The 16,491-nt window shown below is 64.9% G+C and carries 11 protein-coding genes and 1 pseudogene; 8 read left to right on the plus strand and 4 right to left on the minus strand.

All coding sequences use genetic code 11. The features are described from left to right. The first annotated feature begins 55 nt into the window (after positions 1-55). The gene (locus Q2941_RS21005) at positions 56-397 is read left to right on the plus strand and encodes a hypothetical protein (protein ID WP_458193607.1); all 342 of its coding nucleotides are present in this window, start codon (positions 56-58) and stop codon (positions 395-397) included. On the opposite strand, the gene Q2941_RS21010 is transcribed toward Q2941_RS21005, so the two are convergent. Continuing rightward, positions 371-4,474, minus strand: coding sequence for a bifunctional diguanylate cyclase/phosphodiesterase (locus Q2941_RS21010; RefSeq protein WP_458193608.1), 4,104 nt, complete (start codon positions 4,472-4,474; stop codon positions 371-373). The two genes, Q2941_RS21005 and Q2941_RS21010, sit on opposite strands and share 27 nt — an antisense overlap. A gap of 305 nt (positions 4,475-4,779) precedes the next feature. Here Q2941_RS21010 and Q2941_RS21015 point away from each other — a divergent pair. From Q2941_RS21015 to Q2941_RS21025, 3 genes and pseudogenes are all read left to right on the plus strand, one after another. Then, positions 4,780-5,547: pseudogene (locus Q2941_RS21015) on the plus strand (Ldh family oxidoreductase); the annotation flags it as partial. Positions 5,548-5,566: 19 nt separating this feature from the next. Continuing rightward, the gene (locus Q2941_RS21020; protein ID WP_458193609.1) at positions 5,567-5,827 is read left to right on the plus strand and encodes an Ldh family oxidoreductase; all 261 of its coding nucleotides are present in this window, start codon (positions 5,567-5,569) and stop codon (positions 5,825-5,827) included. Positions 5,828-5,848: 21 nt separating this feature from the next. Beyond that, complete coding sequence (locus tag Q2941_RS21025; RefSeq protein ID WP_458193610.1) at positions 5,849-7,216, plus strand: LLM class flavin-dependent oxidoreductase; 1,368 nt, start codon at positions 5,849-5,851, stop codon at positions 7,214-7,216. Positions 7,217-7,319: 103 nt separating this feature from the next. On the opposite strand, the gene Q2941_RS21030 is transcribed toward Q2941_RS21025, so the two are convergent. Next, on the minus strand, positions 7,320-7,775 hold the full coding sequence (locus tag Q2941_RS21030) for an Lrp/AsnC family transcriptional regulator (protein WP_027524987.1): 456 nt from the start codon (positions 7,773-7,775) through the stop codon (positions 7,320-7,322). Between the two features lie 154 nt (positions 7,776-7,929). On the opposite strand from Q2941_RS21030, the gene Q2941_RS21035 reads away from it, so the two are divergent. Continuing rightward, a complete protein-coding gene (locus tag Q2941_RS21035) occupies positions 7,930-11,379 on the plus strand; it encodes an indolepyruvate ferredoxin oxidoreductase family protein (RefSeq protein WP_458193611.1) in 3,450 nt (1,149 codons plus the stop codon). A 50-nt stretch (positions 11,380-11,429) separates the two neighbouring features. Here the strand turns inward: Q2941_RS21035 and Q2941_RS21040 are convergent, their stop codons facing one another. After that, positions 11,430-12,338 carry a LysR family transcriptional regulator gene (locus tag Q2941_RS21040; protein ID WP_027524985.1) on the minus strand — a complete coding sequence of 303 codons (909 nt, stop codon included), beginning with the start codon at positions 12,336-12,338 and terminating at the stop codon, positions 11,430-11,432. Between the two features lie 142 nt (positions 12,339-12,480). Between Q2941_RS21040 and Q2941_RS21045 the strand changes: the two genes are divergently transcribed. The 3 genes from Q2941_RS21045 (at position 12,481) to Q2941_RS21055 (ending at position 15,860) form a co-directional block, all read left to right on the plus strand. Then, complete coding sequence (locus Q2941_RS21045) at positions 12,481-13,632, plus strand: HlyD family secretion protein (RefSeq protein ID WP_458193612.1); 1,152 nt, start codon at positions 12,481-12,483, stop codon at positions 13,630-13,632. A 115-nt stretch (positions 13,633-13,747) separates the two neighbouring features. After that, the gene (locus Q2941_RS21050; RefSeq protein WP_458193613.1) at positions 13,748-15,364 is read left to right on the plus strand and encodes an MDR family MFS transporter; all 1,617 of its coding nucleotides are present in this window, start codon (positions 13,748-13,750) and stop codon (positions 15,362-15,364) included. 34 nt (positions 15,365-15,398) lie between these two features. Then, complete coding sequence (locus Q2941_RS21055) at positions 15,399-15,860, plus strand: carboxymuconolactone decarboxylase family protein (RefSeq protein WP_027524982.1); 462 nt, start codon at positions 15,399-15,401, stop codon at positions 15,858-15,860. Between the two features lie 211 nt (positions 15,861-16,071). Here Q2941_RS21055 and Q2941_RS21060 read toward each other — a convergent pair. Next, positions 16,072-16,491 (minus strand): aminotransferase class IV (locus Q2941_RS21060; protein ID WP_458193614.1); only part of this gene is annotated, 420 nt, incomplete at its 5' end.

A 16,491-nucleotide genomic window follows, 5' to 3' on the forward strand; every position in this document is an offset into this window, starting at 1 on the left:
CAAGTTCTTAACTGATCGGCCTGTTTTCGGGCGCGGGAAAGGGAGCACCGAAGCAATGCATCAGGCTCAACGCCTGGAGTTCGAGCGCGTGATGGACGAGTTCGCCCGCTGGCACGCCGTGCCCGAGGGCGAGCGCTCGCCGGCGCCGGCCTGGTGGTGGGGGCCCGCCATGGCGGTGGTCGACGACCATGAGCCGATGAGCGGCACATTGTGTTGCGAGCTTGGCTTGCACGAAAGCGCGAGCTTCGCCGACGGCGCGCGTGCGATCCTCGCGCTGTTCGTCGAGCAGACGTCGCTGACGGGGCCCCAGGATTTTCCAAGCAAGTCCGAGGGTGATGATCACGCCATTCGCGAGTTGCACCCGCTGCCGTCAGACGACAGCGCGTTTCAGCCGTGATGTGATCTCCGCCTCGTCACCTGCGCCCTGCTCGGGCTGGAGCGGCGGCGCCGTAGGTCGCAGCAGCTCGGCCATCTGCCGCGCCGGCAGCGGCTTTGCGATCAGGTAGCCCTGCATCTCGTCGCAGCCATGGGTCCGCAGAAACGCCTCCTGCTCGGCGTTCTCGACGCCCTCGGCGACCACCGTCATACCGAGCGCCTTGCCCATACTGATGATCGCCTGCGCGATCGCCTGGTCCTCACTGTCATGCGGCAGATCTCGCACGAAGGAGCGGTCGATCTTGATGGTGTCGATGGGGAAGTGCTTCATCAGCGACATCGATGAATAGCCGGTGCCGAAGTCGTCGATGGCAAGGCGAATGCCGCGGCTCTGGATCGCGTCGAGCACCTTCAACGCGCGCCCGACGTTGCGCATCATCATGCTCTCGGTGACTTCGAGCTGGAGCAGCACGGGCGACATGCCGCTCGCCGCGAGCGCCTCGTCGACATCCTGCAACAGATGCTCGTCGGCGAACTGCCGCGGTGACAGGTTCACCGCCATCGACAGCGGCAGCAGCCCGCGGCGCTGCCAGGCCATGGCCTGCGCGCAGGCCTCCTTCAGCACCCAACGGCCGATCGGAACGATCAGGCCGGTCTCCTCGGCGAGCGGAATGAACTGCGCCGGCGATATGCTGCCGAGTTCGGGATGCGTCCAGCGGAGCAGCGCCTCGACGCCGGTGATCTGGCCGGTCTCGATGTCCACCTTGGGCTGGTAGTTCAGCGCGAACTGCTCGCGCTCCAGCGCCCGGCGCAGCGCGCTTTCCAGCGACAGCCGCTCGATCGACTGCGTCTTCACCTCCTTGGAGAAGAAGCGATAGCCGTTCTTGCCGTCTTCCTTGGCGAGGTACATCGCCATGTCGGCATTCTTGGTCAGCGTCTGCGCGTCGGCTCCGTTGGCCGGATACATCGCGATGCCGATCGAGGCCGTGGTGTGACACTCGTGCCCGGCAAGCTCCATCGGCTGCGCGAGGGCCGTCAGGAGCCCGGTTGCAATGCGCTGGACGTCGTCGATCTCGCCGCACTGGTCGAGAATGACCACGAACTCGTCACCGCCCAGCCGAGCTACCACGTCGCTCGCCCGCAGCGCGCTGCGCAGCCGATCGGCGACTTCGAGCAGGAGCAGGTCGCCCGCCTCATGGCCGAGCGAATCGTTGATGACCTTGAACCGGTCCAGGTCGATGAACAGCAGCGCAAACCGATGTTCGTGGCGCAGCGCCGTATCGATCGCCGCGCGCAAGAGCCCGTTGAACGTCTCGCGGTTCGGCAGGTTGGTCAGGCTGTCATGGGACGCGAGATATTCGATGCGCTCGTCGGCCTTGTTCTTCTCGTCGGCGCGATCGAAATTCTCCATCGCGAAGGAGACGTTGTCGGCGAGGCGCTGGAGCAGCTCGACGAACTCGCCGGTGAACGCCGCGTGCTCGGTCGACATGTAGATCATGACGCCGACGGCCTGATCGTGTGCGATCAGCGGGAATGCGGCACCCGACCGCGCCCGGTCGTTGCGAACGATGGCATGGAAAGTGGCGACCCGGTCGTCGTTCAGATAGTCGTTGCTGATGCAGGGCTGCCGGGTGCGGAACGCCGTTCCGCTCATGCCACGGCCTTCGGGGCGCGCGGCGTCGATGGACAGCCTGACGTTCCGCGTCGTCTCGGAGGATGGTCCGGCGGTCGCCACAATCTCGAGCTGGTCGCTGTCGGCACTGGCGAGCGCGATGGTGGTCGAGGTGAACTTGCCGCCGAGCACCGCCGCTTGGCAGACCAGCTCGTACAATTCGGCCCGGGACTTCGCCCGCATGATCGCTTCGTTGGTCGCGCTCAGCGCCGCGAACATGAGCGTCAGGCGCTCCTTCTGCTCCTCGGTACGAGCCTTCTCTTCGGCGCGGTCGAAATTGGCGAGCGCGAAGGAGACGTTTTCCGCGAGGCGCTCCAGCAGCTCGACGAGGTCGGGCGTGAAGGTATCTTCCTCGGGCGCGAGGAACAGCAGGATGCCGATTGGCTCGCGACCTGCGCGCAGCAGCGGGAAGCTCGCCGCCGCACGGGTACCGTCCTCGTTCGCCTGGGTGCGCCAATGCTCGGAGCGCGGATCGTTCAGATAGTCGTTGATCACGCAGGCCCGCCGGGTCCGCACCGACGTGCCGATCAGGCCGCTGCCTTCGGGATGATCGACGGAGATGACGCAGGTGCGACCGAGCATTCGCTCGTGCTTGCGTCCCTTCGCCGCGACGACGCGGACGGATTCGCACTTCGGATCCATGATCGCGATGGTGGTCGAGGCGAACATCCCGCCGAGGACGGCAGCCTGGCAGGCGACCTCGAACAGCTCCTCGCGCGTCTTGGCGCGCATGATGGCTTCGTTGGTCGCGCACAGCGCCTCGAACATGCCGCCCAGCCTGTGGCGCTGCCTGTCGGCCCGAGCTTTCTCCTCCGCGCGGTCGAAGTTCTCCAGCGCAAAGGCGACGTTCGCCTGCAACCGCTGGAGCAATTCGACGAACTCCGGAGTGAATGTATCGCGCTCCACTGCATTGAAGAGGAACACACCTTCGACCCGTCTGCCGTTGAACAGCGGCAAGGCCGCTGAAGAATGTATGCCGGCGCGACGCGCGCTTTCGTGCCATGGCTTGATGCGCTGGTCGGCCAGGAGGTCGTTGCTAATATAGGTCTGGCGGGTCCGGAAGGCGGTTCCGGTCAGCCCTCGTCCCTCCGGCACTGCGTCGGTGAGGGCGAAAGTGTAGTTGCGCAAATCTTCCGCATGCGGCCCATAGCTCGACGCGACACGGAGCAGTTCGGCGTCAAGATCGGCCAGAAAGATCGTGGTCGAGGCGAATTTTGCACCTTGTACCGTGGCTTCGCAGACCAGATCGAACAGTTCGGCACGCGATCGCGCGCGCAAAATCGCCTCATTGGTGGCGCTGAGCGCGGCGTACATCCGTGCCAGCCGCTCCTCCTCCTGGGCGATCCGTGCCTTGTCCGCCTCACGACCGAAATTCTCGAGCGCGAAGGAAACGTTCTCCGCCATGCGCAGCAGCAGGCCGACGATCTCCTGGTCCTTCGCCCAGGACCGACTGATGAAGAACAGCAGCACCCCGACGCTGTCGCCGCGCTTGATCAGCGGCGCGGCCACGCAAGCCGCGACGCCAGTATTGATGTTGGCCTGCTCCCACGGCGTTCCCTTGGTGCGGCTGGCTAGGTCGTCCTCGACGACCGGCCTCTGTGTCCGGAACACTTCACCGGAAATGCCGCGGCCGAATGGATTGTCGGGATCGATCGAGTAGCTGGCCTGGGTGACCAGTTCGAGATTCTCGCCCGTTCCGGCCACCGGCTTCAACCAGTGCGAACCCTGCTCACGGAGCAGGACGATGGTCGCAATCGACTTGGCACTGTGCACGGAGGCGTCACAGACGAGCTGGTACAGCTCGAGCTCGGTCTTGGCGCGCAGGATGGCTTCGTTGGTCGCGCTGATGGCGCTGAACATGCGGTTCAGCCGACGCATCGCCTTTTCGCCGCTGACACGTGCCGTTTCGCGCTCGAGATTTTCGAGCGCATAGGAGATGTTGGACGACATGCGCGTGAACAGCGAGACCATCTGCTCGTCGAGCGATCCGGCCTCGCTGCGGGTGACGAACAGCACGCCGATGCTCTTCCCGTTGCAGATCAGCGGCAGCGCCGCGGCCGCACCAACGCCCGCCTTCATGACGCCATCGCGCCAGGCCAGCGAACGCGGATCGTTCAGGAAATCATTGCTGATGCACAGGCGCTGCGTGCGGAACGCCTCGCCGCCGACGCCTGATCCTTCCGGCGTGCCTTCCTCGATGGTGATGTTGATGGACCGCAGCCGGGCAACGTCCTCGCCGCAGCCGGCCGCAAAGCGCAGCCGCCGGCCATCCGGCTCGACCAGGAACACCGAGACCGCCAAAAAGTCACCGCTCGAAAACCCGGCGTCGCAGACCTTCTGGTACAGCTCCTCGGGCGATTTCGCATACAGGATGGCTTCGTTGACGGCACTCAACGCAGCAAATGTGCGCGCGAGGGTCGTCTGCAAGGTCTCAACTCCCGGGCATTCCTGCCATTTTTCCCGGGACTTTATCGGCGCCGACCGCCTAAGTGGTCGTTATTGCCTCCCGCAAACCCGCAATCAAAGTGAACGAGCTGCGAACGAGTGGCGCAAAACCATTCGCAAAACTACGGTGGAGGCGGCCTTTCGCACCAGCAGCGGCATCCGCGCACGGCTCCTTTACGGATTTGCAGCCCTGATTTGGTTTACGGGAGATTGATATCGCGCCTGCGCTTTGAGACCATGGCCCTCAACAACCAACGCCCGCCAAGGGCGGGCATCGAGGGAACGCCATGCCGATCGTCAAGGCCGACCGCCTCACGCGCGTCAGCGCCGCGTTGCTTCGGGCCGCCGGAGCGTCCGACGAGGAAGCCGACGCGGTCGCGACCGGTTGCGTCAACGCGAACCTCGCCGGCCACGATTCCCACGGCGTGATCGCCATCCCGACCTATATCGACCGCATCAAGGCCGGCCACATCGTGCCCGGCGTCCAATGGACGATCGTGCAGGAGACGCCGACCACGACCGTCATCGACGGCCACTGGGGTTTCGGCTTCCACGTCAACGCCAAGGCGATGGCGCTCACGATCGAGAAGGCGAAAGCCGCCAACGTCGCCGCCTGCACCGTATTCCGGCAGAGCCATGTCGGCCGGCTCGCCGCCTATCCGCTGATGGCGATGCGCGAAGGCATGATCGGGATTGCGACGGCGGACTCCGGCCGCTCGCCAAAACATGTGGCGCCGTTCGGCGGCCGCGAGGCGCGGCTCGGCACCAACCCGATCGCAATCGCGGTGCCGTCCGATCTGGAGGCGCCGTTCTATCTGGACATGGCGACTTCGGCAGTCGCCGCCGGAAAGATCCAGCTCGCGGTCGCCCGCGGCGAAGCGATCCCCACGGGATGGATCATCGACGCCGAAGGGCGGCACACCACCGACCCTACGCAGTATCGCAAAGGCGGCGCGCTGCTGCCGCTCGGCGGCAGCGAGGGCTACAAGGGCAGTGGCCTCGCCGCCATGGTCGAGGTGCTCTGCGGCCTGCTCACCGGTCTCGGCTTCGGTGTCGAGCCGACCGGCCGGCACAATGACGGATGCTTCATGGCGGTGTTCAACGTCGCCGCGTTCCGCCCCCCTGAAGGATTTCAAGCGCGAGGTCGCCGAGTTCGCGCGTTACCTGAAGTCGACTCCGCCGTCGGAAGGAAGCCGCGGGGTATTCTATCCTGGCGAGGTCGAGCATCTGCGCGAAATCGAACGACTACGCGACGGCATCGCGGTCGAGGACGCGACCTGGGAGAAGCTGTGCGCGCTGGCGCGCGACTACAAGCTCGAGCTCGACCTCGCCTGACGGAAAACGGAGAGAAGCAGCATGACGCGGCAGATGGTACTGGTCGGCTTCCTCCAGGCGCAGAACTGCACCAATCTGCCGAGTTCGTGGCGGCATCCGGACTCGCGCGACGATTCGATGTCGGCCGATTATTACCAGGAAATCGCGAAGATCCTGGAGGCCGGCAAATTCCATATGGCGTTCTTCGACGACCGCCTGGCGATGCCGGACCGCTACGGCAACGATCACGCGCACACCGTCGAATATGGCATTCGCTGCGTGAAGATGGATCCGCTGATCGTGCTGACCACCATGGGCATGGTCACCGACAGGCTCGGATTGGGCGCGACCTGCTCGACCACCTACTACGAGCCGTTCGACGTCGCACGGCGCTTTGCGACGCTCGACCTGATGTCGGGCGGGCGCGCGGGCTGGAACGTCGTCACCTCGCTCAATGACGGCGAGGCGCTCAACATGGGCAGGGACTCCCATCCCGAGCACGACGCTCGCTACGACCGCGCCGACGAGTTCATGGAGGTCGTGCTCGGCCATTGGGACACTTGGGAAGACGGCGCGCTGATCATGGACAAGGCGAGCGGCCGCTTTGCCGATCCCGCGCGGGTGAAGCGGCTCGATCACAAGGGGCCGTTCTTCAAGTCGCGCGGGCCGTTCACCGTGCCGCGCTCGGACCAGGGCCATCCCGTGATCATCCAGGCCGGCGCCTCCGGCCGCGGGCAGCGCTTTGCCGGGCGCTGGGGCGAGGTGATCTTTACCGCTGCGCGCAATCTCGCAAGCGCCAAGGAAGGCTGCGCCGCCGTGCGGAATGAAGCCGCCCAAGCCGGACGCGATCCTGACGCGATGTTCCTTTGCAACCTGACCACGCCGGTCTGCGGCGCGACCAGGGCAGAAGCCGAAGACAAGATGGCGCTGATCAACGAGCTGCCGCTCCATATCGACGCGCTGTCGCTGCTCGCGGAAGCCCTCAACTATGATTTCGCCTCCAAGGGTCTCGACGAGCCGCTCACGACCGACGAGCTGAAGAGCATGCAGGGCATCCTCGGCATTCGCGACGGCGTGCTGAAACTGTCCGGCAAGAGCAATCCGACCGCGCGCGACTTCGTCACCTTCTCCGGCCGCGGCGGGGTGCAGGATGCAATGGTCGGCGGACCGAAGGAGATCGCCGACAGGTTCGAGGAGATGTTCGTCGAGCGCGGCTGCGACGGCTTTGTCATCGCCGCGACTTGCGTCCCGGGCTCCTATGCGGACTTCGTCCGCCACGTCGTGCCGGAGTTGCAGCGGCGCGGGCTATTCCAGAAGGATTATCGCGGCAAGACGCTGCGGGACAATCTCGGGCTGAAGCGGCCGGCCGCCGGCGCGTGGAAGACTCAGCCGCGCGTGGCCGCGGAATAGATTTCGTAGGCTGGGCAAAGCGAAGCGTGCCCACCACTGTTCACAATCGGAGAGATGGTGGGCACGGCGCGAGAGCGCCTTTGCCCACCCTACGGCAGCGCACTCAAAACGGCAGCGCGACTCCGGTCTTGATCTCCTTCAGGATCACGTTGCTGCGGACGTAGCGGATGCCGGGAATCCGGAACATGAACTCGTCGAGGAATTTGTTGTAGGCCGCCATGTCCTGCACCACGACGCGCAGGTGATAGTCGGCATCGCCCGTGGTCGCAAAGCACTCCAGCACCTCGCGACGCTTCGTCACCCGCGACACGAACTCATCGACGAATTTGGCATCGTGCCGCTCCAGTGAGACATGCAGGACCGCCGACATTGTAAACCCCGCCCGCTCGCGCGCGACCAGCGCCGCATAGCCCTGGATGATTCCGGACTCCTCCAGCGCGCGCACCCGGCGCCAGCACGCCGAGGTCGACATGCCGACTTGATCGGCCAGCTGCTGGTTGGTGGCGCGGCCATCCTTCTGGAGATGGGCGAGAATCTGCGAGTCCTGCTCTTCGATCATGGAGGCACCTCAATCCGGATAATTCTACCAGACTTGGGCCAAGATCGCAAAAATATACCAATTAGCGCTCCCATTCGGGATGAATAGGTAAGACCTACCAGCCATCAGGGACTAACCTTCGCCTATCCGGCAGGGACGCCGCGCGAGGTCCACCATGGACGCCATTTCATCACTCGATGCTTACGAGCTCTCCGACCGCTACGACCGCGAGGACGGCCGGGTCTTCCTCACTGGCACGCAGGCGATCGTCCGCATCGCGCTCGATCAGGCCCGGCGCGATCGCGCCGCGGGGCTCAGCACCGCCGGCTTCATCTCCGGCTATCGCGGCTCGCCGCTCGGCGGCGTCGACCTCGAGCTGTGGCGTATCGAGGATCGCCTGAAGAGAGATCGCATCGAGTTTCTGCCCGCGGTGAATGAAGATCTCGCCGCGACTGCCGTGCTCGGCTCGCAGCAGGTCGAGACGCAAAGCGAGCGCGAGGTGCAGGGTGTGTTCGGGCTCTGGTACGGCAAGGGTCCCGGCGTCGATCGCTCCGGCGACGCGCTCAAGCACGGCAATGCCTACGGCTCCTCGCCGCATGGCGGCGTGCTGGTGGTCGCCGGCGATGATCATGGCTGCGTCTCCTCCTCGATGCCGCACCAGTCCGACGTCGCCTTCATGAGCTGGTTCATGCCGACGCTGCATCCGGCAAGCGTCAGCGAATATCTGGAGTTCGGCGAATATGGCTACGCGCTGAGCCGCTTCTCCGGCATGTGGGTCGGCTTCAAGGCGATCTCGGAGATCGTGGAATCCGGCGCCTCCGTCGCGTTGCGTCCGCCGCGCGACTTCCGCACGCCGGACTTCACGCCGCCGCCGGGCGGCCTGCACTATCGCTGGCCGGATCTGCCGGGACCGCAGATCGAGGAGCGGCTGGAGGCGAAGAAGCACGCGGTCTACGCCTTTGCAAAGGCCAACCCGATCGACCGGCACATCTACGACATCCCGCACGCGACCTACGGTATCGTCACCACCGGCAAGGCGCATCTCGATTTGATGGAGGCACTGCGGCTGATGGGCCTCGATGAGGCCGCCTGCCGCAGCATCGGCATCGACATCTACAAGGTCGGCATGGTCTGGCCGCTGGCGCTGCATGACGCGATGGAGTTCGTGAAAGGCAAGCGCGAGATCCTGGTCGTCGAGGAAAAGCGTGGCATCATCGAGAGCCAGTTCAAGGAGTATTTTTACGACTATCCCGGCGCAAAGCCGGAGCGCATGGTCGGCAAGCACGATGAGCGAGGGGCGCGGCTGATCTCCTGGATCGGCGAATTGTCGCCGCGCGCGCTCGCGGGCGTTCTGGCGCGGCGGCTCGACCCGATGTTTCCTGGGCTGAACCTCGGTGCACGCGCTGCCGCGCTGTCGCCGGAGGCGCAGCGCGTGATCACCGTCAGCGGCGCAACGCGCACGCCCTATTTCTGTTCAGGCTGCCCGCACAACACGTCCACAAAAGTCCCCGAAGGCTCCAAGGCGCTGGCCGGCATCGGCTGCCATTTCATGGCAAGCTGGATGGACCGCGAGACCTCGTCGTTGATCCAGATGGGCGGCGAAGGCGTGAACTGGGCGGCCTCGTCAAGGTTCACCGGCCACAAGCACGTATTCCAGAATCTCGGCGAAGGCACTTACTATCACTCCGGCTCGATGGCGATCCGGCAGGCGATCGCCGCGAGAGCCAACATCACCTACAAGATCCTGTTCAATGACGCGGTGGCGATGACCGGCGGCCAGCCGGTCGACGGCCCCGTCAGCGTGCACGCGATCGCGCACAGCGTCCGCGCCGAGGGCGTTTCGCGCATCGCGCTGGTGTCGGACGATCCCGCGCAATTTTCCTCCACCGACCTGCCCAGCGGCGTGACCATCCATCCGCGCGAGGAGATGGACGCCGTGCAGCGCGAGTTGCGCGAGGTCCTGGGAGTCTCCGTGCTGATCTATCAGCAGACCTGCGCCACCGAGAAGCGCCGCCGGCGCAAGCGCGGGCAGATGACGGATCCGAAGCGCTTTGCCTATATCAACGATCTCGTCTGCGAGGGCTGCGGCGATTGCTCGGTCGAGTCCAACTGCCTGAGCGTCGAGCCGAAGGAGACGCCGTTCGGTCGCAAGCGCCAGATCAACCTGTCGGCCTGCAACAAGGATTTTTCCTGCCTCAACGGCTTCTGCCCCAGTTTTGTGACCGTCGAAGGCGCCACGCGCCGCAAGAAAACGGCGAGCGACATCGACGCCGTGGGCCACGCCGCCGCGCTTCCCCTGCCCGCCCCAGCAACGCTCGAGCGGCCCTATGATCTCCTGGTCACCGGCGTCGGCGGCACCGGCGTGATTACCGTCGGCGCGCTGATCGGCATGGCTGCGCATCTCGAACGCCGCGGCGTCTCGGTGCTGGATTTCACCGGCTTTGCACAGAAATTCGGACCCGTGCTGAGCTACATCCGTCTCGCCGCGAGCCCGGAGGCGCTGCATCAGGTCCGCATCGATCAGGGCGCCGCCGACGCGCTGATCGGCTGCGATCTCGTCGTCAGCTCCTCGCCAAAAGCCTCCGGCACTTATCACCGGGGCACGCGCGCCGCGATCAACACGGCGGAGATGCCGACCGGCGACGTCGTGCGCTTCCGCGACGCCGATCTCGCCTCGCCCGCCCGCCTGCGCGCGATCCGCCAGGTGATCGGCGACGGCAATCTCGACACCATTAACGCAAACGCCCTGGCCGAGCGCCTGCTCGGCGATGCCGTCTATGCCAACATCATCATGCTCGGCTTTGCCTGGCAGCAGGGCCTCGTGCCGGTCTCGCTGCAGGCGCTGCTGCGCGCAATCGAGCTCAACGGCGTCGCGGTCGAGCGCAACAAGCAGGCCTTCGCCTGGGGCCGGATCGCCGCGGCCGATCCGGATCTTCTCCCCAAGCCCGAGGGCACTCCCGTCGCCGAGACGCTCGATCAAATGATCGACCAACGTGCCGAATTCCTGACTGCCTATCAGGACGCGGCCTATGCGGCGCGCTATCGGGCGATGATCGCGAAGGTACACGGTGCCGAATCCAGATTCGGCAACGCGGCGCTGACCGACGCGGTCGCGCGGTCCCTGTTCAAGCTGATGGCCTACAAGGACGAATACGAGGTGGCGCGCCTGCATATGCAGAGCGGCTTTCTCGACACGCTGAAGCGCGAGTTCGACGGCGATTTCAGGATCAATTATCATCTCGCGCCGCCTATCCTCTCCGCACGACGCGACGCGCGCGGCCGGCCGCGCAAGCGCGCCTTCGGGCAGTGGATCCAGATGCCACTCTCCGTGCTCGCTCGGCTGAAGGGCCTGCGCGGCACGCCGTTCGATCCGTTCGGCTACGCGGCTGAGCGCCGCGCGGAGCGCGAGCTGATCACCTGGTACGAGGGATTGATCGAGACGATGCTCGCCCGCCTCGATGCCGACACGTTGTCGGACATCGTCGCCATCGCCAAGGCGCCGATGGATATCCGCGGCTACGGCCCGGTGAAGGATGCCGCGATCGTAAAGGTCAAGGCCGAGGTGGAGACTCTGCTGGCGAACCTGCCTGCCTCACCATCGCAAAAAATGCTGAGCTACGGTTGACCGCGGCGGCAGCGAAGCTGCCGGCGCCGAAGTGATCGGCGCGTGGACTCTCAGGCGTAGGGGTTGATCAGCTTCTGCTGCTCGGCGCTGTGGTGCACGAGCATGTCGATGAAGGTCCTGACTTTCGCCGACAGATGATGGCGATGCGGATAGACCGCGTTCATCGACAGCTCGATCGGCCGGTATTCCGGCAGCAGGCGAACCAGGCGGCCGGCTTCGAGGTCATCGTGCACCAGGAAACCCGCGGCCAGGCAAATGCCGGCGCCTTGCAGCGCGACGGTGCGCAAGGCTTCACCGCTGTTGGTCACGAGAGTGCCGGATACGCGGACCGATGCCGGGTTTCCCTTGCGATCGAGAAAGCGCCATTCCTCGAAGGGATAGTTCAGATGGCGCACGCAATTATGGTCCGCAAGCTCCTCGAGTTGCTGCACGCGCCCGCGCGCCTCGATATAGGCGTGTGAGCAGCACAGCACGTGCCGCCAGGTCGCAAGGCTCCGAACGATCAGGCTCGAATCCGGCGGCGACGTCATGCGCAGCGCCAGATCAAACCCCTCTGCGATCAGATCGACATTGGCTTCGCCCATGCGCAAGTCGACCTTCACCTCCGGATAGGTCGACAGGAATTCGGCCACCACCGGCGCGACGAACGGCACCATGTGGGTGGCGATATGGATGCGCAGCGTGCCGCGCGGCGTCGATTGCAACGCGCCGGCGATGTCATCGGCCTGTTCGAGGTCGGCGAGGATCTGCGTCGAACGGTCGTAATAGGCCTGGCCGATTTCGGTGAGGCTCACCTTCCGCGTCGTTCGGTTGAGGAGGCGCACGCCGAGCCGGTCCTCCAGCGCCTGGACGTGGTTGCTCACCATGGTCGTCGACATGTTCAGGCGGCGGGCGGCGGCGGAGAACCCGCCGTTTTCGACCACCCGGACGAAGGCCGTGAGGCTGGTGAAGCGGTCCATGATCGAGGCTCCGATTATCCGCTGCCGCTGGATAATGCTTCCAGTTCTTCGGGGATTATCACAATGGGCGGGACAGCGCATCTTACCGTCACAAGACGCGTCCTGTCGCAAAGGGGGCGCCTGGAAATCTCGTGAGGATGCCATGTCGAACGCCGCTTATGTCACTGAACCCAATACAAAAATCGGGATTCGCCCATCGCGCTTGGCGATCAAGCGGGTCGCCATCGGGTTGGCCCTGGTACTCGGCGCCGCGGCTGCTGCGGACTTCGGCTACGGCTACATGACCACCGGGCGCTATCTCGAATCCACCGACGACGCCTATGTGAAGGCTGATTCCACGATCATCGCGCCAAAGGTCTCCGGCTACATCGCCCAGGTGCTGGTCGGCGACAACGAGAAGGTCAAAGCGGGGCAGATCCTTGCCCGGATCGACGACCGCGATTTCAGGGCGGCGCTCGACCAGGCCCGCGCCGACGTTGCCGCCGGCGAGGCTTCGGTTCGCAATCTCGATGCGCAGATCGCGCTGCAGCAGCCCATCATCGAACAGAGCACGGCCGACGTTTCCGCGGCCGAGGCCAATCTGAAATTCGCGCAGGAGGAACGTGCGCGCTACGACGAGCTGATGAAGTCGGGCTCCGGCACAATTCAGCGCGCACAGCAGACCGACGCCGCGCTCCGCGCCAGCGACGCGCAATCGCAGCACGCGAAGTCGGGCCTTTTGGCCGCGCAGCGCAAGGTCGACGTGCTCACCACCGAGCGCGCCAAGGCCGTGGCACAGCTCGAGCGCGCCCGCGCCGTCGCCGAGCAGGCCTCGCTGAATCTCTCCTACACCGAAATCACCGCGCCGGTGGACGGCACGGTCGGTGCTCGTTCACTGCGGGTCGGCCAGCTCGTGCAGGCCGGCACGCAATTGATGGCGGTGGTGCCGCTCGATGCGGTCTATGTCGTCGCCAACTTCAAGGAGACGCAACTCACGCATGTGCGCGCCGGCCAGCCGGTGGAACTGCATATCGACAGTTTCCGCAATCAGACCCTGCGCGGTCATGTCGACAGCCTGTCGCCGGCGAGCGGGCTCGAATTCGCGCTGCTGCCGCCGGACAACGCCACGGGCAACTTCACCAAGATCGTGCAGCGCGTGCCGGTGAAGATCGTGCTCGACGACCACAGCCTGAGCGGCCTGTTGCGCCCCGGCATGTCGGCGGTTCCGACCGTGAACACCAAGCAGGCCGTGCTGGCCGAGCGTGGTACGGGCAAGCGCATCGCTGACAACACCGCGCGCGCGAACGGTGGCTGAGGACGCCGGTCCGGCCGGATTATCAAATTCTGCCGGATGATCCTTCCAAAATTTCCACGATTATCGAAATCATCCGCCTAATGCATCCTGTCTCCACAACCGAGACGAGGCTTCCATGAGCACGCTCCAACCAACCCTCACCGCCGCTTCGACCGCAGCCATTTCCGCTCCGGCTGCGCCCGCCACGCCTGCGGTTTCCGTAAAGACCTGGATCGCCGTAATCGGTGCAACGCTCGGCGCCTTCATGGCCGTGCTGAACATCCAGATCGTCAACGCCTCGCTTGCGGACATCCAGGGCGCGATCGGCGCCGGCATCGACGATGGCGGCTGGATCTCGACCTCCTATCTGATCGCGGAGATCGTGGTGATCCCGCTTTCGGGATGGCTTGCACAGGTGTTCTCGATCCGCATTTATCTTCTGACCAACGCGATCCTGTTCCTGGTTCTCTCCGCGGCCTGCGCGCTGGCGCAGGACCTGCCGCAGATGATCGTGCTGCGCGCCGTGCAAGGCTTTACCGGCGGCGTGCTGATCCCGATGGCGTTCACGCTCATCATCACGCTGCTGCCGCGCGCCAAGCAGCCGGTGGGCCTTGCGCTGTTCGCGCTGTCGGCGACCTTTGCCCCCGCGATCGGCCCGACCATCGGCGGCTATCTCACCGAGAACCTCGGCTGGCAGTACATCTTCTACGTCAACCTTGTGCCCGGCGCGATCATGGTCGGCATGCTCTGGTATGCGCTGGAACCAAAGCCGATGAAGCTCGCGCTGCTGCGCGACGGCGACTGGGCCGGCATCATCACCATGGCGATCGGTCTCTCTGCGCTTCAAACCGTGCTGGAGGAAGGTAACAAGGACGACTGGTTCGGCTCGCCCTTCATCGTCAAGCTCTCCGTCATCGCCGCGGTTGCGCTGACCGCGTTCCTGATCATTGAGCTGACCGTCGAGAAGCCTCTGCTCAATCTGCGTCTCCTGGTCCGCCGCAATTTCGGCTTCGGCGTTCTTGCGAACTTCCTGCTCGGCGTCGCGCTCTACGGTTCCGTGTTCATCCTGCCGCAGTATTTGGCGCGCATCCAGGGCTATAATGCCGAGCAGATCGGCATGGTGCTGGCGTGGACCGGACTGCCGCAGCTCGTGCTGATCCCGCTGGTGCCGCGCCTGATGCAACGCTTCGACGCTCGGATCGTGATTGGCGTCGGATTCGTTCTGTTCGCGGCCTCCAACTTCATGAACATCTACATGACCAACGACTATGCCGCCGATCAGCTTCTTTGGCCCAACGTGGTGCGTGCGATCGGTCAGGCCCTGGTGATGGCACCGTTGTCGGCGGTCGCAACTGCCGGCATCGAGCCGGAGAACGCGGGCTCCGCATCCGGCCTGTTCAACATGACCCGCAATCTCGGCGGCGCCGTCGGCATCGCGCTGTTGCAAACCGTGCTCACCAAGCGCGAGCAATATCACTCCAACGTGCTGATGCAGTCCGTCTCGGTCTTCGAGCAGGCGACCCGCACGCGGCTGGAGCAGCTGACCCAGTATTTCGTCAATCACGGCGTCGTCGATCGCACCGATGCGGCGCACCGCGCCTATGTCGCGATCGGCCATGTCGTGCAGAAGCAGGCCTTCATCCTCGCCTTCAGCGACACCTTCTATCTGCTCGGCGCGGCGCTGATCGTCGCGCTGATCGCGTCCCTCTTCCTGAAGAAGCCCGGCCATGTTTCGGCGGGCGGAGCCCACTGACCACCCGAGTTAACCAAACAAAAGGAGAACCACCATGAAGCCCCGCATGAATTTCTACCAGGCTGCCCCCGACACCATCAAGGCGCTGACCGCGCTGGAGACCCACATCCAGTCGACGGGCCTGGAGAAATCGCTGATCGAGCTCGTCAAGATCCGCGCCTCCCAGATCAACGGCTGCGCCTTTTGCATCAACATGCACACCGAGGATGCGCGCAAGCGCGGCGAGACCGAACAGCGCATCTACCTGCTCAACGCCTGGCGCGAATCTCCGCTCTACACCGATCGCGAACGCGTGGCGCTGGCCTGGACGGAGTCGGTGACGCTGATCTCGGAAACGCACGCGCCCGACGACGTCTACGAGCAGGTCCGCGCGCAATTCTCCGAGGAGGAAACGGTCAACCTGACCATGCTGATCGCGACCATCAATGCCTGGAACCGGCTCGCGATCTCGTTCCGTGCGCTTCATCCCGTGAAGGTGAAGGCGTCGGTGGCGTGACGGGGCGCCCGCTGCCATCGACTGTGTGATGCACCGCTTCCACATTCTCAACTGTCATGCCCCGCGAAGGCGGGGCATCCAGTATTCCAGAGGCAGCGAAGTTCATAACAACTGCCGCGGCGTACTGGATCGCCCGGTCAAGCCGGGCGATGACAGCGGAGCGCCATGTGGCGTCGTCGATACTCTCGACGTTCGCGGTGAGGCTACTAGCCTACACCCCCGTCGCCTTCGCGAATTCCACGTAGATCTCGCGCAGCCGCGTCGCCATCGGGCCGGGCTTGCCGCTGCCGACCTGCTTGCCGTCGATCGCGACCACCGGCTGCACGAACGAGGATGCGCTGGTGATGAAGGCCTCCTTGGCGGCGAGCGCCTCAGTGACCGTGAAGGCGCGCTCCTCGATACGGAGCTGGCGTTCCGCGGCAAGCGCGAGCACGGCCTTGCGGGTGCAGCCCGGCAGGATGGCATTCGAATTTTGCCGCGTCACGATGACGTCGTCCTGGGTCAGGATGAACGCTGACGACGAGCCGCCCTCGGTGACAACACCGTCTTCGAGCATCCAGGCTTCGCCGGCACCGGCTTCGGCTGCGGCCTGCTTCGCAAGCACCTGCGCCAGCAGCGCCACGCTCTTGAT

The organism is Bradyrhizobium sp. UFLA05-153 (assembly GCF_054185185.1).

Bases quoted from the DNA above. Each gene is read 5' to 3' on its own strand.
- Q2941_RS21005 (WP_458193607.1), top strand. From the start codon at position 56: ATGCATCAGGCTCAACGCCTGGAGTTCGAGCGCGTGATGGACGAGTTC.
- Q2941_RS21035 (WP_458193611.1), top strand. From the start codon at position 7,930: ATGGACGCCATTTCATCACTCGATGCTTACGAGCTCTCCGACCGCTAC.
- Q2941_RS21050 (WP_458193613.1), top strand. From the start codon at position 13,748: ATGAGCACGCTCCAACCAACCCTCACCGCCGCTTCGACCGCAGCCATT.
- Q2941_RS21045 (WP_458193612.1), top strand. From the start codon at position 12,481: ATGTCGAACGCCGCTTATGTCACTGAACCCAATACAAAAATCGGGATT.
- Q2941_RS21055 (WP_027524982.1), top strand. From the start codon at position 15,399: ATGAAGCCCCGCATGAATTTCTACCAGGCTGCCCCCGACACCATCAAG.
- Q2941_RS21040 (WP_027524985.1), bottom strand. From the start codon at position 12,338: ATGGACCGCTTCACCAGCCTCACGGCCTTCGTCCGGGTGGTCGAAAAC.
- Q2941_RS21020 (WP_458193609.1), top strand. From the start codon at position 5,567: ATGACGGATGCTTCATGGCGGTGTTCAACGTCGCCGCGTTCCGCCCCC.
- Q2941_RS21030 (WP_027524987.1), bottom strand. From the start codon at position 7,775: ATGATCGAAGAGCAGGACTCGCAGATTCTCGCCCATCTCCAGAAGGAT.
- Q2941_RS21025 (WP_458193610.1), top strand. From the start codon at position 5,849: ATGACGCGGCAGATGGTACTGGTCGGCTTCCTCCAGGCGCAGAACTGC.